The 20,308-nt window shown below is 66.0% G+C and carries 18 protein-coding genes; 9 read left to right on the top strand and 9 right to left on the bottom strand.

The window, feature by feature from the left end; genetic code table 11:
• Positions 1–23: 23 nt before the first annotated feature.
• Positions 24–938: a phosphoribosylaminoimidazolesuccinocarboxamide synthase gene (locus I6F37_RS31505; RefSeq protein WP_036002686.1), complete on the bottom strand. Its 915-nt coding sequence runs from the start codon at positions 936–938 to the stop codon at positions 24–26.
• A 63-nt stretch (positions 939–1,001) separates the two neighbouring features.
• Positions 1,002–1,919, bottom strand: a complete 918-nt coding sequence (locus I6F37_RS31500; RefSeq protein ID WP_036002678.1) for a pirin family protein — start codon at positions 1,917–1,919, stop codon at positions 1,002–1,004.
• Positions 1,920–2,079: 160 nt separating this feature from the next.
• Here I6F37_RS31500 and I6F37_RS31495 point away from each other — a divergent pair, with 160 nt between their 5' ends.
• Positions 2,080–3,135, top strand: a complete 1,056-nt coding sequence (locus I6F37_RS31495) for a helix-turn-helix domain-containing protein (protein WP_036002675.1) — start codon at positions 2,080–2,082, stop codon at positions 3,133–3,135.
• Positions 3,136–3,465: 330 nt separating this feature from the next.
• Complete coding sequence (locus I6F37_RS31490) at positions 3,466–4,893, top strand: serine hydrolase (RefSeq protein ID WP_036002672.1); 1,428 nt, start codon at positions 3,466–3,468, stop codon at positions 4,891–4,893.
• Between the two features lie 44 nt (positions 4,894–4,937).
• On the opposite strand, the gene I6F37_RS31485 is transcribed toward I6F37_RS31490, so the two are convergent.
• Entirely contained in the window at positions 4,938–6,305 is a 1,368-nt protein-coding gene (locus I6F37_RS31485) for an MmgE/PrpD family protein (RefSeq protein WP_225153668.1), read from the bottom strand.
• Positions 6,306–6,422: 117 nt separating this feature from the next.
• Between I6F37_RS31485 and I6F37_RS31480 the strand changes: the two genes are divergently transcribed.
• Both I6F37_RS31480 and I6F37_RS31475 read left to right on the top strand, forming a co-directional pair.
• The gene (locus I6F37_RS31480) at positions 6,423–7,538 is read left to right on the top strand and encodes an aromatic acid exporter family protein (protein WP_036002665.1); all 1,116 of its coding nucleotides are present in this window, start codon (positions 6,423–6,425) and stop codon (positions 7,536–7,538) included.
• Between the two features lie 312 nt (positions 7,539–7,850).
• On the top strand, positions 7,851–8,345 hold the full coding sequence (locus I6F37_RS31475; RefSeq protein ID WP_192893029.1) for a septal ring lytic transglycosylase RlpA family protein: 495 nt from the start codon (positions 7,851–7,853) through the stop codon (positions 8,343–8,345).
• A 35-nt stretch (positions 8,346–8,380) separates the two neighbouring features.
• Here I6F37_RS31475 and I6F37_RS31470 read toward each other — a convergent pair whose 3' ends face one another.
• Both I6F37_RS31470 and I6F37_RS31465 read right to left on the bottom strand, forming a co-directional pair.
• Positions 8,381–8,869 (bottom strand): DUF2867 domain-containing protein, encoded by a 489-nt coding sequence (locus I6F37_RS31470; protein ID WP_036002662.1) that lies wholly within the window; start codon positions 8,867–8,869, stop codon positions 8,381–8,383.
• The gene (locus I6F37_RS31465; protein ID WP_225153666.1) at positions 8,866–10,266 is read right to left on the bottom strand and encodes an MATE family efflux transporter; all 1,401 of its coding nucleotides are present in this window, start codon (positions 10,264–10,266) and stop codon (positions 8,866–8,868) included. Before I6F37_RS31465 ends, I6F37_RS31470 begins: the two co-directional genes overlap by 4 nt.
• 159 nt (positions 10,267–10,425) lie before the next feature.
• Between I6F37_RS31465 and I6F37_RS31460 the strand changes: the two genes are divergently transcribed.
• The 5 genes from I6F37_RS31460 to I6F37_RS31440 all read left to right on the top strand — a co-directional run bounded on the left by I6F37_RS31460 (position 10,426) and on the right by I6F37_RS31440 (position 13,046).
• Entirely contained in the window at positions 10,426–11,154 is a 729-nt protein-coding gene (locus I6F37_RS31460; RefSeq protein WP_225153664.1) for an outer membrane protein, read from the top strand.
• A 43-nt stretch (positions 11,155–11,197) separates the two neighbouring features.
• Positions 11,198–11,800, top strand: coding sequence for an RNA polymerase sigma factor (locus tag I6F37_RS31455; protein ID WP_368736798.1), 603 nt, complete (start codon positions 11,198–11,200; stop codon positions 11,798–11,800).
• Positions 11,797–12,225: a hypothetical protein gene (locus I6F37_RS31450; RefSeq protein WP_036024094.1), complete on the top strand. Its 429-nt coding sequence runs from the start codon at positions 11,797–11,799 to the stop codon at positions 12,223–12,225. The genes I6F37_RS31455 and I6F37_RS31450 overlap by 4 nt, the downstream gene beginning before the upstream one ends.
• Positions 12,222–12,665 carry a periplasmic heavy metal sensor gene (locus tag I6F37_RS31445; RefSeq protein ID WP_036024092.1) on the top strand — a complete coding sequence of 148 codons (444 nt, stop codon included), beginning with the start codon at positions 12,222–12,224 and terminating at the stop codon, positions 12,663–12,665. The genes I6F37_RS31450 and I6F37_RS31445 overlap by 4 nt, the downstream gene beginning before the upstream one ends.
• 78 nt (positions 12,666–12,743) lie before the next feature.
• On the top strand, positions 12,744–13,046 hold the full coding sequence (locus I6F37_RS31440; protein ID WP_225134668.1) for a cysteine rich repeat-containing protein: 303 nt from the start codon (positions 12,744–12,746) through the stop codon (positions 13,044–13,046).
• A 6-nt stretch (positions 13,047–13,052) separates the two neighbouring features.
• Here I6F37_RS31440 and murA read toward each other — a convergent pair whose 3' ends face one another.
• From murA to I6F37_RS31420, 4 genes are all read right to left on the bottom strand, one after another.
• Positions 13,053–14,345 carry a UDP-N-acetylglucosamine 1-carboxyvinyltransferase gene (murA, locus tag I6F37_RS31435; protein ID WP_225153660.1) on the bottom strand — a complete coding sequence of 431 codons (1,293 nt, stop codon included), beginning with the start codon at positions 14,343–14,345 and terminating at the stop codon, positions 13,053–13,055.
• A 129-nt stretch (positions 14,346–14,474) separates the two neighbouring features.
• Entirely contained in the window at positions 14,475–14,942 is a 468-nt protein-coding gene (locus I6F37_RS31430; protein WP_225144812.1) for a hypothetical protein, read from the bottom strand.
• A 274-nt stretch (positions 14,943–15,216) separates the two neighbouring features.
• Positions 15,217–17,652 (bottom strand): DNA topoisomerase (ATP-hydrolyzing) subunit B, encoded by a 2,436-nt coding sequence (gene gyrB / locus I6F37_RS31425; RefSeq protein WP_036002622.1) that lies wholly within the window; start codon positions 17,650–17,652, stop codon positions 15,217–15,219.
• Positions 17,653–18,039: 387 nt separating this feature from the next.
• Positions 18,040–20,202, bottom strand: a complete 2,163-nt coding sequence (locus tag I6F37_RS31420; RefSeq protein ID WP_036002618.1) for a hypothetical protein — start codon at positions 20,200–20,202, stop codon at positions 18,040–18,042.
• Positions 20,203–20,308: the final 106 nt, after the last annotated feature.

Here is a 20,308-nt window from a genome sequence, read left to right as displayed (position 1 = left end):
GGAGCGAGACGCGACAGTCGCGCCTAAATCTTCAGCTGTGTCCCCGTCACGCGCCGATACGCTTCCAAGTACCGCTTGCTGGTCGCGTCCACCACGCTGGCCGGCAGCGGCGGCGGCGGGGCGTCGCCGTTCCAGCGGCCGGCGCGGCGCTCGACGTCGAGATAGTCGCGCAGCGGCTGCTTGTCGAAGCTCGCCTGCGGCTGGCCCGGCTTGTAGGCGTCCACCGCCCAGAAGCGCGACGAGTCCGGCGTCATCACCTCGTCGATCAGGATGATGCGGCCGTCCTTGTCGCGGCCGAACTCGAACTTGGTGTCGGCGATGATGATGCCCTGCTCGCGGGCGAGCTCCTCGCCCAGCGTGTAGATCGCCCGCGTCATGCTCTCCAGCGTGTAGGCCACCTCGTCGCCGACCACCGCGCGCATCTTCGCGATGGTGATGTTCTCGTCATGGCCGCTTTCGGCCTTGGTCGCGGGGCTAAAGATCGCCGGCTCCAGCTTCTCGCTCTCGATGAGGCCCGGCTTCAGCTTCTCGCCGGCCAGTGTGCCGCTCGCGGCATATTCCTTCCAGGCGGAGCCCGAGAGATAGCCGCGGATCACGCATTCGATCGGAAACACGGTGGTCCGCTTGCACAGCATGGCGCGGCCGAGGATCTCGGCGCGGTGCGGCTGCAACGCCGGCACGGCCGCAATGATCTCGTCGGTGTCGGCGCTGATCATGTGATGCGGCACCACGCCTTCGAGCTCATTGAACCACCACGCGCTGATCTGGGTCAGCACCGCGCCCTTCATCGGGATGGTCTCGCTCATCACCACATCGAAGGCGCTGATGCGGTCGGTGGTGACGAGCAGCAGGCGGTCGTCGTCGACGGCGTAGATATCGCGCACCTTGCCGCGTCCGATCTTGGATAGAGGCAGGTCGCTGGAGAGCATGGTGGTCATCGGCAAAGCCTTCGCACAGGACATCCGGCCGCGTCTGATGGCGCGGCCGGACACCGGATTAGCCTATTCCGGCAGCGGAATGAACTCGTGTTCCTGCGGAACTGCGGCGAAGCGCCCGGTTTTCCAGTCCTGCTTGGCCTGCTCGATCCGCTCCTTGCTGGAGGAGACGAAATTCCACCAGATGTGGCGCGGGCCTTCCAGCGCATCGCCGCCGAGAAACATCATTCGCGTCGCCTTCAGCGCCTTCACGGTGATGCGGTCGCCGGGCCGGAAGATCAGCAGGCGCGGCCCCTCGTAGCGCTCGTTGGCGATCTCGACCTCGCCGTCGACGACATAGATCGCACGCTCCTCATGATCGGGGTCGAGCGGCACGCTCGCGCCCGCGAGCGCCGTGACCTCGGTGTAGAACCAGGGCGAGACCATCGACACCGGCGAGGCGATGCCGAAGGCGGAGCCCGCGATCACCCGCGCAGTGAAGTCGCGCTCGGAAATCATCGGCAAATCGCCTGCCGCATAATGCTGGAACGACGGCGCGATCTCTTCGGAGCTCGCCGGCAGCGCGATCCAGCTTTGCAGGCCGAGCATCTTCTGGCCCGCGGCGCGCTGCGCGTCCGGCGTGCGCTCGGAATGCGCAATGCCGCGGCCGGCCGTCATCAGGTTCATTGCGCCGGGCGCGATCTCCTGGACGTTGCCCTCGCTGTCGCGATGCATGATGGCGCCGTCGAACAGATAGGTGACGGTGGCGAGCCCGATATGCGGATGCGGCCGCACGTCCATGCCCTTGCCGGAGACGAACTGCACCGGGCCGAAATGATCGAAGAAGATGAAAGGCCCGACCATCTGCCGCTTGCCATGCGGCAACGCCCGGCGCACCGCGAACCCGTCACCGAGATCGCGCGTGCGCGGCACGATGACGAGATCGAGCGCATCGCAGGACATGGGATCGCCGAGCACGGGATCGTTCGAGGGCTGCCAGCTCATGGGGGGACTCCTTTTGGCTTTGTTGAACGCGACGCTAGCAGGATTTGGCGTCGCCGTCGCGACAAAGCTCCGCTAACCCTTGCATGCGGATCGTCCTTGAAAAACCGGGCGCAACGAACGATGTTCGGCTGCCTTCAACTGCGACCGTTCGACCCAGCCGATGACCCTTGCCGCAACCGAACTTGCCTTCCGCGCTGCCAGCGTCGCGCTGCTATTGGTGCTGGCGGCGTCATTGCTCTCCGATTTCCGCAATGTGCTCGCGGCCCGCCTCGGCGCGGCCTTCGCGCTAGGCTCGGCGGCGCATGCCGCGAGCTATTCCATCGGCGTGTCGTCGCTCGTTCCAATCTGGCACGCGCCGCTGATTGCACTGTCGACCGGCAACATCGTCGTGTTCTGGCTGTTCACGCGCGCGCTGTTCGACGACGAGTTTCGGTTACGCTGGTGGCATGGTTTGATCTGGGCCGCGGTGACCGCCTTCAGCTTCGTCGGATGTCTCTGGATCGCGCCGGGCGGCAACGCGCGGTTCTCCGTGACGGCAGTGAACCTGATCGTGCTCGGCTTCATCGCGCTCGCGGTGGTGCAGACGATCGGATCGTGGTCCGCCGATCTGGTCGAGCGTCGCCGCCGCCTGCGCGTCGTCATCGTCTGCGCCGCCGCACTCTATGGCGGGTTGAATGCGCTGCTCCAGATCCTCGTTGCCTTCAGCGCGAGCGATGTCGCCGACACCGTCAATACAGGCGTGCTCGCCTGCATCGTTGCCGCGATCGCCTACGCAATGTTGCGAGTCGATGGCGCCGATCTGTTTCCGATTGCGCCAGAGCCCGCACCCGCGATCGCGCCGATCCAGCCTTTGGCCGAGGACTCCGACCAGAAACTCATCGATGCCCTGATGCGCCTGATGGCGGACGAGCGGATCTATCGCCAGGAGAACATTACCATCGGTGTGCTGGCGGGCCGGCTCAGGATTCCCGAATACAGGCTGCGCCGCCTGATCAACCAGCGGCTCGGCTATCGCAATTTCAATGTGTTCCTGAACAACCACCGCATCGAGGAAGCCAAGGCCGCGCTCGCCGATCCCTCCCAGGCCGAGGTCCCCGTCATCACCATTGCCATGGACGCCGGCTTCCAGTCGCTGGGACCATTCAACCGCGCCTTCAAGGCGGTGACAGGCGTGACGCCGACCGAGTACCGGCGGTTGAAGACGAGTGCGGCTTGATCTTTCTTTACCTCTCCCCGCTTGCGCGGAGAGGTCGGATCGCTCTTGCGATCCGGGTGAGGGGGTACGGGTCCGTCGGCAGTCTCGCGTGCGGAGAGGCCCCTCACCCCAACCCTCTCAGCGCGAGCGAAGCTCGTCGCGGCCCCGTCAGAACGGGGAGAGGGAGCAGACCCATCGCTGTCTCATTTTCGTATCACTCTGAAATAGCTCGCTTATTCCAAAATCGGCCAGCCCGCCCCGATTTCAACCAACCCCTTTTCCAAATCCGGCGAGCATCCCCCGCCCGCATCCCGCTTCCTCCCCGGCATACGCCTCAGCCGGAGAACGCCCGTGACCCGCCGCCGCAAGATCGTCCTTTTCGCCTCCGCCATCGCCGCAGCCGGCCTCGCGCTCGGCGCGGCTCGAGCCCACGACGTGCCGAAGGTCGCGACCGGCTTCGTCGCCGACATCCTGTGCGCCGAGACGTTCGTGTCCGGCCTCGATCCCGGGCGCAACTTCGCCGAGACCACCGACGCCATGCCCGGAGCGGGCCTGATCAGCTGGGCGATGGAGTACAGAATCGACCGCGTCCGCAAGGATGTCACGGTGACGCTGTTCGGCCTCGGCCGCAGCCACGCCATCTATCGCGAGGGCCTCGGCTGCACGCTTGAGCACGGCGCCGGCATTGCCTCCGTCGAGCCGCTGCCTGACGACAAGCGGCCCGCGTTGCTTCCCGCGATCGCCGGCCCCGCGATCGTGCCGCCGCAGAGCCCCGAGCTCGGCGCCGCGCTCGACCGCGCCTTCGCCGAGCCTGCTCAGCCGCCTTACCGCCGCACCCGCGCCATCGTCGTGATGAAGGCCGGCCGCGTCGTCGCCGAACGCTACGCCGACGGCATCGGCCCCGAGACGCCGCTGCTCGGCTTCTCCATGACCAAGTCGGTGGTCTCGGCGCTGATCGGCGTGCTGGTGCGCCAGGGCAAGCTGAAGCTCGACGACCCCGCGCCGGTCGCGGCCTGGAAGGATCCCGACGATCCGCGCCATGCCATCAATGTCGATCAGCTGCTGCGCCACACCGCAGGCCTCGCGCTCGGCAGCTCGTTGCAGGCCTCGCTGGGCTCCGCCTTCGAGCCGGTCAACAGGATGAAATTCGCCGAGAAGGACATGGCCGCCTATGCCGAGAGCATGCCGCTCGCAACCGCGCCCGGCACCGCATGGAATTATCACGACGGCAACACCCTCATTCTCTCGCGTCTGATCCGCGATGCGGCCGGCGGCACACCGCAAGACGCGCTGCGCTTTGCGCGCCGCGAATTGTTCGCCCCGCTCGGCATGCGCAATGTGGTGCTTCAGCTCGACGGGGCCGGCACGATCGAGGGGTCGAGCGAGATGCTCGCCTCCGCCCGCGACTGGGCGCGCTTCGGCCAGCTCTATCTCAATGACGGCGTCGCCGGTGGCAAACGCATCCTGCCGGAAGGGTGGGTCACCTATTCGGCGACGGCCACGCCGAATGCGTGGGTCGGCATCGGCGCCGGCTTCTGGACCAACCAGGGCGACAGCTTCGGCGCAAATCTTCGCATGGAGCACGGCTGGCCGCGCGATGCCTTCTTCGCCAAGGGCACGATCGGGCAGTACACCATCGTGATCCCGTCGGAGCAGCTGGTGATCGTGCGCATGGGGCGCTCGCCGAACGCGCCGCCGCACGCCGACGGTGTGTTCGACCTCGTGCGCGATGTGGTGGCGGCAACGCGCGAGAAGGGGAGGCTGGCGGGAGGGGATTGAGGTCTTCTTACCCTCCAGGGGGGAAGCGGAGCGCCGCGGTGAACTTACCTCCCCAATTCCGTCGCCTGCGCCACGCGGTCGAACCGCTCCAGCGTCATGATCGCATCCGCGAACTTTTCCGCGCGCGCGTTCAGCACGGGGCGGGCCAATGTCAAAAATTTCTGCTGCATCGCCTGTGTATCCGGGAACGAGGTCGGCTCTCCGGACGGATCGGCGTAGAGCCGCTCGTGCACGCCGTCGTCCGTGGTGATGCTCACGCGCGCGCCGAAGGGATGAGTGCGGCCGATCTCGAGGCGATCGTCCTGCACCACGTCGAACTTGTCGGCGAGCGCGTCGATGGCGGCATCGCCGAGCCGGTTGTAATCGTCCCAGCCGAATGAACCCTGGTCGAGTGCGAGCGCGCCGGTGAAGAACATCGAGAACTGGCCGCCGACGATCGAGCGCGGGTGCCGCTTGGTCGCGGCGTCGCCGGTCAGCGTGATGCCGTTGCGGTGCAGGCCGATCTCGACGCGCTTGACCTGCTCCGGCGTCAGATTGTGCTCGCGCCGCATCGCGATCAGCGCGTCGATCGCGGCATGGGTGTAGCGGCAGCTCGGATAGGGCTTCACGCCAATCTTCATCGTTTCGTAGGTCTTGCCGAGCTCGGCGACTGCCTTGTCGGGATGCGCATCGTCGGTGTAGCCGGCGAGCAGGCCGTGCTTGCCCTCGACCGATTCGGTCGCACCGACGAAATCGTTGCGCGCGAGCGTCGCGGCGATCACCCCGTTCATCGCGGCGGCGCCGACCTGGTAGCGCTTGTTCCAGGCGCCGTTGACCAGGAATTGCAGCGAGCCCGCGGCCTGGCTGCCGGAGACGCCAAACGCGGCAATCAGCTGCTTCTCGCTCAGGCCGAACAGCTTGCCCGCCGCCGCGGCCGCGCCATAGGTGCCGGCGGTCGCCGTCGGGTGGAAGCCGCGCGCGTAATGCGAGGTCGGATCGAGCGCATTGCCGAGGCGGCAGCAGACCTCGTAGCCAGCAACGATCGCCGTAAGCACGTCGCGCCCGGAGGCGCCGACCATCTCGCCGACAGCGAAGGCGGCCGGCACCACCGGTGCGCTCGGATGCAGCGAGGAATCGGCATGGGTGTCGTCGAAATCGAAGGAGTGGCCGAGCGCGCCGTTGAGCAGCGCCGCGACCGCCGGCGTCCAGGTCTTGGCATCGCCGAACACGGTGGACTCGCCCTTGGTGTCGAGCGCCAGCGCCTCCAGCATCTTCAGCATCGACGGGGTCGATTCCGCCTCGCGCCGCGCCCGGATGGCGCTGCCGAGGAAGTCCAGCGTCAGGACCTTGGCGCGCTCCAGCACCTCCGCCGGAATATCCTGGTACTTGAGATTGAAGACATAGGCGGCGAGCGTTGCGGTTTCGTGAGCCATCGTGTTTCCTCGATTTGGCGCGCAAGTTAGGCGGGCTGATTTGGCCTTTCAAGCGGCCTTGCGTCGGCGGGGATCAGCCATGCTTTTGCTTAGGCGAAAAGGATCGGGATATTCCGCATGACGCGCGCAAGGCAGCTGTTCGACCGGATTCGAGCGCGGCGGACGCAATTGGGGCTGGCGATCCGGGTCACGGTCGCCGCGACAGCGGCCTATGCGATCGCGACCGCGCTGCATCTGCTGCTGCCGCTCTGGGCGGTGCTGACCTCGCTGATCGTGACCCAGATGAGCGTCGGCCGCTCGCTGAAGGCGACGCGCGACTACATGCTCGGCACCATCGGCGGAGCCCTCTATGGCGGCGCCATCGCCATCCTGATTCCCTATTCCAGCGAGGCGGGCCTGCTCGGCCTGCTGGTCCTCTCCGTCGCTCCGCTCGCCTTCATCGCCGCGATCAATCCGAGCCTCAGCGCCGCCACGGTCACCGCCGTGATCGTGCTCCTGGTTCCGACCCTGCATCATGCCGATCCCCTGACCTCGGCGATCGATCGGGTCAGCGAGGTCGGCGTCGGTGCCGTCACGGGATTGCTGGTCTCCTTCCTGGTGCTGCCCTCGCGCGCGGTGCGGCAGATCCGCGCCAGCGCGGCGGTTCTGCTCGAATTGATCGCCGATGCCCTCGCCGAGCTGCTGGCAGGCCTCACGCGCGGCCGCGACAACGACGCGCTGCACCGGATCCAGGACGGCATCGGCACCGCGATGGTCAATCTGAATGCGATCGGCTCCGAAGCCGAGCGTGAGCGCGCGGCGCGGCTGTCGAGTGGCCCGGACACCGGCCCGTTGCTGCGAACGATCCTGCGGCTGCGCCATGACGTCGTGATGATCGGCCGCGCCACGGTGGTGCCGCTGCCGGTGGAAGTGCAATTGCGGCTGGCAGCGCCCCTGTCGGAAGTGTCGACCGTGATCGCCCGCTTCCTCCGCTCGGCCGCTGGCGCCTTGCGCGAGGGCGCCGGCGCGCCGCCGATCCATCCCGTCCATGTCGCGCTCCAGCACTACGCCGAGGCCGTCGCGTCCGTCCGTCAGGATGGCCTGATCCGCGGCCACGCGAGCGACACAGCCGAGCGCTTCTTCGCGCTCGGCTTCTCCCTGGAGCAGATGCACCAGAATCTCGGCGACCTCGACCGCGTCGTCGGCGAATGGTCGGAGGCCTCGACAGATAAAACCGCACGCGTTGCGGAGTGAGTTCGGGCGCGTCGTCGTCAACGTCGGCTTTCGACAGTAATGCGCGTGTGCGAAGCGCGGCGGTGATCGGCGGTCTGCGGCTCTAAGCCGCTCCACGCACGAGGTTCCATCGGGTCATGTTGCTGACGCATTCTCTGTTTTAATCGGCGGCAAGCTAAACACGACGTGAGACCACTCCGGTTCTCACAACGGTTCCGTAGCCAGGGGTTGGCTCGAATCCGCAAAACGTTCGGCAAGTTCATGAGCGCTGCTGCGTTCGCTTGACCACGTTTGCGGTTCTGGAACCGGACAATCTAAAAAATCACAGGACTCATGATGCTCTTCCGCTCGAGCGCCGCAGTTTGCGGCGCCCTGGTTACGCTTGCCTTCTCTGTTGCCGTTGCTCGAAGTGAAACGCGTGGGGATCACTCAAGTGCCGTCGTCGATGCCGCCTCAGGCGATGCGATTATTGGCGCGGCGTCCACCTATAATCCGTTCAAGCCCGGCAAGGAGGAGGGCGGTCCGCAGACGGCTTCCGGCGAACGTTATGATCCCTCCGCCTGGACGGCTGCCATCAAGACGAGCCTGCGCCGGAAATTCGGTGGGGTCGGATTCGGCGCGAGGCCGAAATATGCTCTCGTCGAGGCCGTGGGCAAGAAGGTCATCGTCAAGATAAACGACGTGGGACCACTAAGACCTGGCCGCATCATCGACCTCAATGAGCGAACGATGCGCCATTTCGATCCGAGCATGGACCTCGGTGTCATTCCTGACGTGAAAGTCAGTCCGCTCGCTGGCGACAATTGGACTGCAGGGCCGGTGGGCTGAACAGGGCGTGTTCGTTCAATGTCGGCCCGCACAGTTCATCGGGCCGTCTCCACGATGCGTCCCATCATGTTGCGGACCACGAGCTTGTGGAAGGGCATGATCAGCGCAAGATAGGTCCGGCCGAGCAGGTTGTGCGTGCGCACCAGCGTGGTCGAGGTCACCTGCCGGCGCGCGGCATTGCCTGAAACGTCGACCACGATGCGGAAATCGAGGTGCGAATCATCGAAGCCCGCGACCAGCTGCTCCGGCGTCTCGCTCAGCACCGGAAACAGGCCGATCATGCCGCCCGGCGCCGGGGCGCCTTCGCCCGATGTCTTCAGCCCGAACGGCCTCACCAGAATGTTGCGCAGGCGCAGCAGTGCGTCGATCCAGCGCGGCCCGTGCAGCACCATCCTGGTGCAGGCTTCGCGGGCATTCACCGCCGCGGCGCCGATGTCCACGCAAAACGCGTCGATGAACTGCGCGCCGGCGAGCAGCGCATCGGCATCGACTTCAGGCGCGACTTCGCGGACCGTCCCGATCATCCCGCCATTTTGCGCGTCAGCATCCGGAAGCGCAAGATCAGGAGCCCGGCATAGACGAACGTGCCGGTCGAGAATCCGATCCAGACGCCGATCGCGCCCAGCCCTGTGTGGAACGCCAGCAACCAGCCGATGGGAAAAGAGACGCCCCAATAGCCGATCGCGGCGAACAGCAGGGTCATCTTGGTGTCGTTGATGCCGCGCAGCGCGCCGCCCATGATGGTCTGCAGGCCGTCGGCGATGAAGAAGCTGGCCCCGACCAGCAGCAGCGTTGCCGTCAGCTCGACGGTGACCGCACTTTCGCTGCCGGCGCCGAAGAACAGCCGGCCGAGCTGATAGCGACCGATCACGATGGTGATCGTCAGCGCGGAGACCAGCGCGAGGCCGAGCACGGCTGCGACGAGCCCTGCGCGCTTCACCGCCGCCGGATCATTGCGGCCGAAGGCATGACCGACCCGCACGGTCGCCGCCATGCCGATGCCGAGCGGCACCATGAACAGCACGGCGGTGACCTGGAGCGCGATCTGGTGCGCGGCAATCGCGGTGGTCGAGATCAAGCCCATCAGCAGGGCGGCCGAGGAGAACAGGCCATATTCCAGCAGCAGGGAGAACGAGATCGGCGCGCCGATCGAGATCAGCTGGCGCATCAAGGGCCAGTCGATCCGCCAGAGGCGGGCGAGCGGATGATAGTCCGCGAACGGCTTGCGTAGCCCGGCGATCGCGAGCGCGGCGAGGAAGGTGCCGAGATTGACCAGCGTGGTCGCAAGCCCCGCGCCGAACAGGCCGAGCTCGGGCAGGCCGAACAGCCCGTGGATCAGGGCATAGACCAGCGCGGCATTGACCGGGATCGCCGCCAGCGTGATCCATAGCGGCGCCTGCGGTCGGTTCACTGCGCTCATCATGCTGCGCAGCGCGATGAATCCGAGCGCCGGTGCGATGCCCCAGGCGAGGCCATTCAGGTAGTGCTGTGCCAGCGCGGCCGAGTGCGGCATTTGACCGAGCGTGAGCAAAATCTGCTCGCCATAGAGCGGCGAGGCCATCATCGGCAGTGAGATCAGCAGCGCGGCCCACAGACCGACGCGCAAGGAGCGCCGAATGCGCCTGACGTCGCCGGCGCCGTACGCCTGCGCCGCCAGCGGCGACACTGCGGAGGTCAATCCGAGCCCGAAGGTGAAGCTGACGAAATAGACCGTATGTGCCAGCGCCGCCGCGGCCACCGCCTCCTCGCCGAGCCGCCCGATCATCGCAAGATCGGTCGTGATCATCGCGATCTGGCCGAGCTGCGTCAGCATCAGCGGCACGGCGAGGCGCAGCGTCTCGATGAATTCTTCGGCAAGATGGTTCTGCCGTGCGTCCAGGCGTGCCCGGTACCGCCGTTTGGTATCCAAAAGCTCGGTCATGCCGGGGACATAGCAGCCTCGATCGGCGAAGTAACGGCAAAGAAATGTGAGGGCGGGCGCCGCTGAAAAAAGGCGGGGGCTCAGGCGAAGGAAAGGTCGGGTTGCACCGTATTCGTCATGTGCGGCGAATCTGGGCCGGTCTCACATTGGGAATTGAGTATGATAACGAGATTTAGACTGACGTTCGCCGCACTGTTCATCGGTTCTGCCATCCTGGGTGCCGGCGCCGCTGCAGCGGCCGACCTGAGGCTGCCCGCAGCACCGCCGGCGCAGGCGGCGTCGGCAGCCCTGCTGAGCTGGGCGGGGCCCTATTTCGGCGTTCAGGCCGGCTATCTTTCGGGCCGCTCCGAGATCTCGCTGCCCGCGACGGGTGAATTCCACTTTGTCGATCCGAAGGGCGCGACCGTCGGTGCAACGGCGGGCTTCTCGGCGCAATGGGGCCGGATCGTCGCCGGGCTCGAGGGCGACGTGAACTTCGTCGATGCGCGCACGACGATCGATACCGGCTTTGCGCCTACCCCCGCGGTCACGCAGCTTCAATCCGCGGTCAATTGGAACAGCCATCTCCGTGGACGGATCGGCTATGCTTTCGACCGCACGCTGCTGTTCGCCGCCGGTGGCCTTGCCGTCGCGGGCGTCGAGAGCAAGGCGTTCGACAATGGGATCGGGGCCGTTGCGAGCTGGAGCGATACACGGATCGGCTGGTCGATCGGAGCGGGCGGGGAATTCCGCTTCGCACCGCAGGCCTCGGTCCGGCTCGAATATCTCTATGACAATTACGGCTCGAAGACGCTGGCCGCCCAGACGGTCGGCGCGACGACCTTCGGCGCGCGCGAGTCCCGGCTCGACACGCACACGGTGCGAGCCGGAGTCTATTGGCGCTTTTGATGCTCGGTTGGAGGCGGCTATCGTCTGGTAGGATCGGTTCGCAATTCTCGGCTACGATGTCCGCAGGCCAGGGCAACAGATCGATGTGATGGAAGAGCCATCGGACGAGGCCTTGATGGCGGAGGTTTCGGCGCAGCGGCAGCATGCGTTTCGCGTCCTCATGCGGCGCCATATGCCTCGGGCGCTGCGGGTCGCGGAGCGGATCGTGCGCGACCCGGCCGAGGCCGACGACATCGGCCAGGAGGCGTTCATGCGGGTCTGGACTCACGCGGCCTCTTTCGACCCAGAGGTTGCGAAATTCACGACCTGGCTCTACCGCATCGTCCTCAACCTGACGTTCGACCGCACGCGGCGGCGAACGTTCCTGCCGCTCGAAGACGCCGGCGACGTACCCGACATGGGACCGCATGCTGTCGAGCGGCTGATCGCGGATGAGGAGCTCAGTCTTCTCAATCGCGCGATGGCCGGCCTGTCGGACCGGCAGCGCGGCGCGATCGCCCTCTTCCACATGGAGGGATTGAGCGGCGAGGAGGCGGCGAACGCGATGAATCTCAGCGCCAAAGCGTTCGAATCGCTGCTGGGCCGCGCCCGCGCGGCGCTGAAAGCAAACGTCCAGAAAATACAGGAGACAGGGAGCTACGCATGACGCCGGATCAGTTCAGACGATTGGCCGAGACATGGGGAGGCGATGTCGAGCGTTGGCCCGCGGCAACGCGCGAGGCCGCGCGGCGATTTGCGGCAAGTGCGGAAGGCGCGGCCGTCCTGGATGAGCAGGGACGGCTCGATCGCCTGCTCGCGGTGGCCCCGGAGATCGACGAGGCGAGGGCGGATCGTTCGAGCCTGCTCGTCCTGCAGCGGCTCGCCGCGGTCCCGCAGCAGCATCGGCCGGCATGGTATCGACGCCTGCTGCGCTGGCCCACGCTCGTTCCCGCCGCAAGTCTCGCCTGCTCCGCGATCGTCGGCGTGTGGCTGGCGGGGGCGATGCCCTATGTCCATTCGGCGTCGGACCCGTTGTCCGTCATGAGCGGCGTCTTCGACGTCTACTCAATCGGTTTGGGATCGGTGCAATGAAGTTCCGGCGAGAATGGTCCATACCTTGGCGGGCGCTCATGCTGCTGTCGCTGTGCGTCAACGTCGTCCTGTTCACCTATGTCTCGGTGCAATGGCTGCGGCCCGGCGGCTTCCGGGCCGGCGCGGGCGTGCCGCTCCGCATGATCGAGCGCGTCGCGGAGCGATTGCCGGCGGAAGACGCGGAGATCCTGTGGAGCATCTATCGCGGCAAGGAGGCGGAGCTGGCCCCGCTCCAGGCCGAGTACCGGCTCGCGTTGATGAAGGCGATGAAAACGGCGGCGCAGACGAATCTCGACAAGGCCGAGCTGGAAGCAGCCGTGAAGGATGCCCGCGACAAGCGCGTGAAGATTGGCGACCTCGTCGTCTCGACCTTCGTCGAGATGCTGGAACGAATTTCAGCGAAAGGACGCCGACAACTCGTCGGCGGCTATTTTCGCTGAGCCGCGCAGAGTGAACGAGGGATTCGGCCCGTCCAGACGTATCACCTACATCGATGTCTGCGAATTGATGGAGGTGACATGGTGCAACGATTTGACAGGACGGCAAGCGGACCAGTGGTGAGGTTCTCGCATCGGACGGCCGTCTACGTGCGTGCGGGGCTTGCGGCCGCGAGCCTGATCGCAATTCTCGTGCTGTTTCTTTCGCAAGCCTCCGCAGGTGATGCGCGGAGTGAGGCAAAGCAGGCCTGCAAGGCAGACTATTCACGGTTCTGCGCCGGCACCATGCCCGGGAGCGGCCGCATCCGCAAATGCCTCGGCGACAATTACGCGAGCTTGTCCGCGGCCTGCAAACAGGCCTTCGACGCGAATCCGCCAAAATAGAACAGGTTAGCTCCGCTCCGGCACGCGCTTGATCTTCGCACCAAGCGCGTTCAGCCGCTCCTCGATGCGCTCATAGCCGCGCTCGATCTGGTCGGCGTTGTTGATGGTCGAGGTGCCCTCGGCGCAGACGGCCGCGAGCAGCATCGCCATGCCGGCGCGGATATCGGGCGAGGTCATTGTGGCGCCGTGCAGGCGGCTGGGGCCGGCGATGATGGCGCGGTGCGGGTCGCACAGCACGATGCGCGCGCCCATCGCGATCAGCTTGTCGACGAAGAACATCCTGGATTCGAACATCTTCTCGAACATCAGGATCACGCCCTCGCATTGCGTGGCCGTGACGATGGCGATCGACATCAGGTCGGCCGGGAAGGCCGGCCAGGGCTGGTCCTCCAGCTTCGGCACATGGCCGCCGAAATCGTCCTGGATCTTCAATGTCTGGTTGGAGGGCACGATGAGGTCGTCGCCCTCAATGCGGCAGACGATGCCGAGCCGCTCGAAGCCCATGCGGATCGAGCGCAGATGCTCAACCCCCGCGCGCGCGACGCGCAAGGGAGAGCGCGTCACGGCGGCAAGCCCGATCAGCGAGCCGACCTCGATGTGGTCGGGCTGGATCCGGTAGGTCGTCCCGCCGAGCGTCGCTTGACCATGGATGATCATGGTGTTGGTGCCGATGCCTTCGATCCTGGCACCGAGCGCGACCAGGAAATTGGCGAGGTCCTGCACATGCGGCTCGGAGGCCGCGTTGCGCAAATAGGTGATGCCGTCGGCGGCGACCGCCGCGACCAGCGCGTTCTCGGTGGCGGTGACGCTCGGCTCGTCCAGGAACACGTCCGCGCCCGCGAGCTTTGGCGCACGGAATTCGAGCCGATCGGTCGCGGTGACCTTGGCGCCGAGCTGCTCCAGCGCGAGCACATGCGTGTCCAGTCGCCGGCGGCCGATGACGTCGCCGCCCGGCGGCGGCAGCATCACCTCGCCGCAGCGGGCGAGCAGGGGCCCGGCGAGCAGGATCGAGGCGCGAATGCGCACGCACAGCTCGGGGTCGAGGTCGGCGGCGCGGATGCTCTTGGCATGGATGTGAAGCGTGTTGCGCGCGGACCATTCGGCCGACGCGCCGACCGAGCGGACCAGCTCGACCAGCGTCTCGGTGTCGCGGATCCGCGGCACGTTCTCCAGCACGACCGGATGCTCGGTCAGCAGCGCGGCGGCGATGATCGGTAGCGCCGAATTCTTGTTGCCGGACGGCTCGATCGAGCCCGAGAGCCGGTGACCGCCCTCGACGATGTATTGGATGGGCGCCACGGGGTTCTCGCTGTCCTGTTGAGTGGGAGGGCCTGTTTCGGGCGGAAACTACAGAGATTTGAGCGCGGGAGCAATTGTGCCGGCTGGGACCCGCACACCTCCGTCCGTCGCTTGTGGCAGGACCCGCCCTCAAAACAACCCGATGATACTCCCGACCACATAGAGGAACGCGATCAGGATCAGGACGCCCATCAGGAAGAAGGAGATTTCGATGGCGATGGCGCCGGTGCCGAGTGCGGCGGCGACAGCGGCAAGGAGCCGTTCCTCCCGAAAGATCAGCGAGAGCACCGACAGCAGGATGGCGAGCAGGCCGAGCGAGATCGCCGTGACCGATGCGATATCACTCCAGCTTCGTCCAGCCGATTTCTCGAGGTCCGGAGCCTTGAACTCCACGCCCTTCACCTTCGCGACGATGCGGTCCTTGATGCGATGTCCGGTGTCGACGATCACCTTGTCTGCCGGCGGCGGCGGAAACACGATCGGCACGACCCAATGCGGCAGCACTGCCGCCATCAACGCCAGCACACCGACGATGCTGCCGATGATGCCGAGGCGGCGTGAGGGCATAGCGGAACTGGGCGTTGCAGAGGCGGTCATGGCGCGAGCTTCCCGGCCGGAACTGGCCTTGCGGGGTCATGCCGTTTCGTCGCGATGGCGGGTGGGGAGGTTCAGGGGCGGTGTTGCCACGAAGGTGGTGCGCCCCCTCCCCCGCTTGCGGGGGAGGGCGGGGGAGAGGGTCTCTCCACACGGGACAATCCCCTAGAGGAGGAAGCCCTCACCCGCCACGCTCTGCGAGCGTGTCGACCTCTCCCGCAAGCGGGAGAGGTGCAGCGAGTGCTTGGCCAGCAGATCAATCCAAAGCCAACCGCCCTCAAATATCGATCGTCGCGCTCAGCGAATGTTCCTGAATGAAATCGCGGCGCGGCTCGACGACGTCGCCCATCAGCTTGGTGAAGATGTCGTCGGCCTCGTCGACCTCCTTGACCTTCACCTGGAGCAGCGAGCGTGCCTCGGTGTCGAGCGTCGTTTCCCAGAGCTGCTCCGGGTTCATCTCGCCCAGGCCTTTATAGCGCTGCAGGCTGATGCCCTTGCGACCCGAATCGGTCACGGCCTCGAACAGATCGACCGGGCCGTGGACCACGTGCTCTGAATCCTTGCGCCGCAGCTTGCCGGAGCGGGCGTAAACGTCCTGGAGCTTGGTCGTGTATTCGTCGAGCTTGCGCGCCTCGGCCGAGCCAAGCAGCGCATCGTCGATGACGGCGGCTTCCTTGACGCCGCGCACGGTGCGCTCGAACAGGAAGCCTTGACCCTCGATGAATTGTCCGACCCAGCCGCGCTCGACCTCCTCGGCCTGGTTGTCCAGCCGGCTCGCGATGTATTGCGCGGCGGCCGCCGCCTTCTCGGGATCGCCGTAGATCTCCTTGTTCAGCACGCCGGTGATCGCGGCCTGCTCGACCACCTTGCGATTATAGCGGCTGTGCAGGTTGCGCAGGACGCTGCGGACTACGCGGGCGTCGTCGACCAGCGCGCGCAGATCGCGCCCGGAGCGGTCGCCGCCGGTGCCGGGGATGTACACGCAATCATCGAGGCCGGCGTCGATGAGATAGTCTTCCAGCGCCCGCTCGTCCTTCAGGTACTGCTCGGACTTGCCGCGTGAGACCTTATAGAGCGGCGGCTGGGCGATATAGAGATAGCCGCCATCGATGATGTCGCGCATCTGCCGGTAGAAGAACGTCAGCAGCAGCGTGCGGATGTGGGCGCCGTCGACGTCGGCGTCCGTCATCACGATGATCTTGTGATAGCGCAGCTTCTCGACCGAGAACTCGTCGCTGATGCCGGTGCCGAGCGCGGTGATCAGCGTGCCGATCTGCTCTGACGACAGCATCTTGTCGGGACGCACGCGCTCGACGTTCAGGATCTTGCCGCGGAGCGGCAAGACGGCCTGGAACTCGCGGTTGCGGCCCTGCTTGGCGCTGCCGCCTGCCGAGTCGCCCTCGACGATGAAGAGCTCGGACTTGGCCGGATCCTTTTCCTGGCAGTCGGCGAGCTTGCCCGGCAGCGAGGAGACCGAGAGCGGGCTCTTGCGCGTCAGCTCGCGCGCCTTTCGCGCAGCTTCACGGGCCGCCGCGGCCTGGATCACCTTGCCGACGATCATCTTGGCTTCGCTCGGGTGCTCCTCGAACCAGGCGGCAAGCGCCTCGTTAAGGACGTTCTCGACGACGGGGCGCACTTCCGAGGACACCAGCTTGTCCTTGGTTTGCGACGAAAACTTCGGATCGGGCACCTTCACCGAGAGAACGGCGGTGAGCCCTTCGCGGCAATCGTCGCCGGTCAGCGCGATCTTTTCCTTCTTGGCATTGGCCTCGGCATAGCCGTTGACCTGGCGCGTCAGCGCGCCGCGGAAGCCGGCGAGATGGGTGCCCCCGTCGCGTTGCGGGATGTTGTTGGTGAAGCACAGCACGTTCTCGTGGTAGCTGTCGTTCCACCACAAAGCGGCCTCGACGCCGATGCCGTTGGCTTCCGAGCGCACCATGATCGGCGCCGGCACCAGGGCCTTCTTGTTGCGGTCGAGATATTTGACGAACTCCTCGACGCCGCCGGAATAGAACATCTCCTCGCGCTTCTCGACCGCGTGGCGCATGTCGGAGAGCACGATGTTGACGCCGGAATTGAGGAAGGCGAGCTCGCGTAAGCGATGCTCGAGCGTGGCGAAGTCGTATTCGATGTTCTTGAAGGTCTCGGTCGAGGCCAGGAACGTCACCTCGGTGCCGCGCCGGCCCGGCGCCTCGCCGACCACCTTCAGCGGTGCGACGGCATCGCCGTGAGCGAACTCGATATAGTGCTCCTTGTTGTCACGCCAGATGCGCAAGCCGAGCTTGCTCGACAGCGCGTTGACGACGGAGACGCCGACGCCGTGCAGGCCGCCGGAAACTTTGTAGGAGTTCTGGTCGAACTTACCGCCGGCGTGCAGCTGGGTCATGATGACCTCGGCCGCCGAGATGCCTTCGCCCTTGTGGATGTCGACGGGAATGCCGCGGCCGTCGTCGCGCACGGTGACGGAATTATCCGCGTTGAGGATCACCTCGACGCGCGAGGCATGGCCGGCGAGCGCCTCGTCGATGGCGTTATCGACGACTTCGTAGACCATGTGGTGCAGGCCCGAGCCGTCGTCGGTGTCGCCGATATACATGCCCGGGCGCTTGCGGACGGCATCGAGTCCCTTGAGCACGCGGATCGATTCCGCGCCGTAATCGCTCGCGTTGGAGGGCTCGTTTTCGGCAGCGTGCTGCCGAGCAGGTTCTGTCATGAGAGGCCTTCGAGATGTCGCCCGAATCAGCGGCGCAAAAGGCGCTGATTTGCGGGGCTATTTGTGCCATGAAAGACCGCTTGCGCCTAGCGCAAAGTATCCTCCGGCAACCCTTTGAGCAGATAGGGTTTTTCGGCCGGCTTTCAAGGCGCCGGAGGGCCGATTCTGGGCGCCGCAAAAAGCCCGATTCGAGGGCAGTTTTTTGCCTCGAAAAGCCGTGGATTTTGCGGGGCCAGGAAGAGTGGTTTTGGGGCACCTGAAACTGATTCATCGATCGCCGTCATGCCCGGCCTTGTCCTGGCATCCACGTTCTTGGCGTCGCGGAAGACGTGGATGGCCGGGACAAGCCCGGCCATGACGATACCGCGAATCTGAAAGCGTGCAGCCTCAATACATCTGCAGCGGCAGCACGTCGCCGCTCGGGCCCACCAGAAGGCCCCAGGCCTCGCCGGCGGCAACGGTCAGGGACTCGCTACGCGCAGGGCGGCCGGGCAGGCGCAACGCGTACACGTATTTGCCGGGCGGTAGGTCGAGCATCGGGCCTTTCGGTGATTGCGGGCCGCCGGCGCCGGCTGCGATCTTCACCGTCTGCTTGTTGATCGTCAGCGCGACCTCGTTCGCTGCCATGTTTCCGAGCATGAGCCGCGCTTGTCCCGCCTTCGGCATGATCTCGGCCTTGGCCGCGGCATCGGCATTCTTCTGCGCCAGGCTGACCGTGGTCTCGCCCTTGGCGCGGCCGAGCTTGAGCACGGCGGGACCTTGCGGCGAGGTGAAGTCGATCTGCGCGCGTTCCGCGGACACGGCTGCGCCGTCGGTCTTCTCCTGCCAGCCCAGCTTTGCAAGCTCGGCCCGGTAGAAGGCGAGGACCTCGTCGAGCGAAGCGGGGATGCGGGCCTCGAGCTCGCGGCGGAGCGGCGCTTCGCCTCCGGGTATCTTGGTGGTCGCGAGCGATTTCGACGAACGCTGCGTCGGTACCGGCAGCGGGGACTCAGGATCGGGCTTGAGCGGCTCGGCGGATTTGGCCTGAACCTCCACCTCCGCGCCGGCCGCAGCCTTGGCCGCTTCCGTCACCAGGCCCGATCCGTCGGCGCGGACATTCACCTTCGGGCCCATCTGCATCACCGTCATCGAGATCGACTTGCCGCCCTTCGAGAACGCCATCACCGCCATGTTCGGCTGGTTGATGACGGAGGGCTGCTCCTTCCAGCCCGAGCTCTTCAGCGCCGTCCGATAGAAGCTGCTGAGCGCCTTCACGCTCGACGCCGAGGAGAATTCCAGGTGGCCGTCGCCGCCTTCGAACGTCACGGCTTCGGCGTTTTCGGGCAGCGGCACCGGCGTCTTGCCGTCAGCGAGCGCGGTGAGCGGGGCGTCCGACAGGGAGGCGGCCTGCGTCTTGCGCCTGATATCATCGGCCGCAATGAGCTGCTGAGCCGTACCCAAGGCATCGCTCAGGAACCTCGCGTCGGCCTCCTTCTTCGCCTTGGCGCGGGCAGCGAGCGCGGATTCCTTCACCTGCGCGGTCAGGCTGACCATGGTGAAATCATACTTGCGGCCGAGCCGCAGCACACCGGTTTCATCAGTGTTGGAAATCTTGATCGCGATCTCGTCGCCGGGTGCGAGCGGCGCGCGGCCGTCCTCCTGCCAGCCGCGCGCGGTGAGCTCGCGCTGGTAGAAGGCGAGCACGGCGGGCAGCTCGGCGATCGCGGCGGCCGAGATCTCGCGCTTGTTCGAGTTGGCGCTGCCGAGGCCCCGCGCAGATTTGGTCGGCTTCGGCCGCGGCAGGCCGGCCATGTCGTCGTCGGCCTCGAGCACCTCCGGCAGCGCGAACGGCGCGACCCGGATCTCGACATTGGTGCGGCCATCGTCGCGGCGCGTCAGGGTCAGCATCACCGGCTTCTGGTAGACGTGCGTCGCGTCGCGATCGGGGTGGTCGTAGAAGACGCGAACGCCGTTCGGAACGGTCCCGGCAAGATCGGCGTTCGGCCAGCGCAAGGCCGTCTCTGGGTTCAGCTTGCGCCACCCCATCGCCGCCATGTCCTTGGTAAAGAATGCTGCGGTCGCATCGAGCGCGCCGGGCGCAATGCAGCTGAGATAGGGCCGGGTCTCGTCGAACACGAGATCGATCGCACCTTCCGGAAAGGGCACGTTCGCATAGATCCGGTTCGGCGTGTAGAACACGGCGGACTGGTCGGGTCGCCCGCGCGCCTGTGTGAAGGAAACGCGCAGCCCCTGCCGTCCCTTCTTGAAAGTCAACGCTGCGCTTTTCTCATCCAGCGGATACACATAGGGCACCCAGCCGTCGGCGCTCAGCAGCTTCCCGGTGGCGTCCGACGTGGCCGCAAGCGGTGTCGGCACGGTGTAGATCACGCGATAGGTGTCGGGACGCGAAGTGTCCTCCACCGCGCCGTCGAGCCGCGGCAGCGTATGGACGTCGACGATGCCGTCGTCTGCCGCGCCGGCGGGACGCGAGGGGATCACTATCGCGAGAATGCCGCAGGCAAGCAGCAGCCATCTTGCCGGGACTTGCGCCCCGCGCCGGATCATCGGCATCGTCAAAAAACTCCTGGATGTCGCGCGGGTCGTCATGCCCTTGTGCATTGGCGGGCTGCGGCGCCGTCGGCGCGGCCTCAGACGAGAAGTCGCGCAGGGAACCGGA

Origin of the sequence: Bradyrhizobium sp. NBAIM08 (assembly GCF_020193935.1) — a bacterium.
Classification (GTDB): domain Bacteria; phylum Pseudomonadota; class Alphaproteobacteria; order Rhizobiales; family Xanthobacteraceae; genus Bradyrhizobium; species Bradyrhizobium yuanmingense.
Note: the sequence above shows the minus strand (reverse complement) of the source record. Positions and strands in the feature narration are given on the sequence as shown.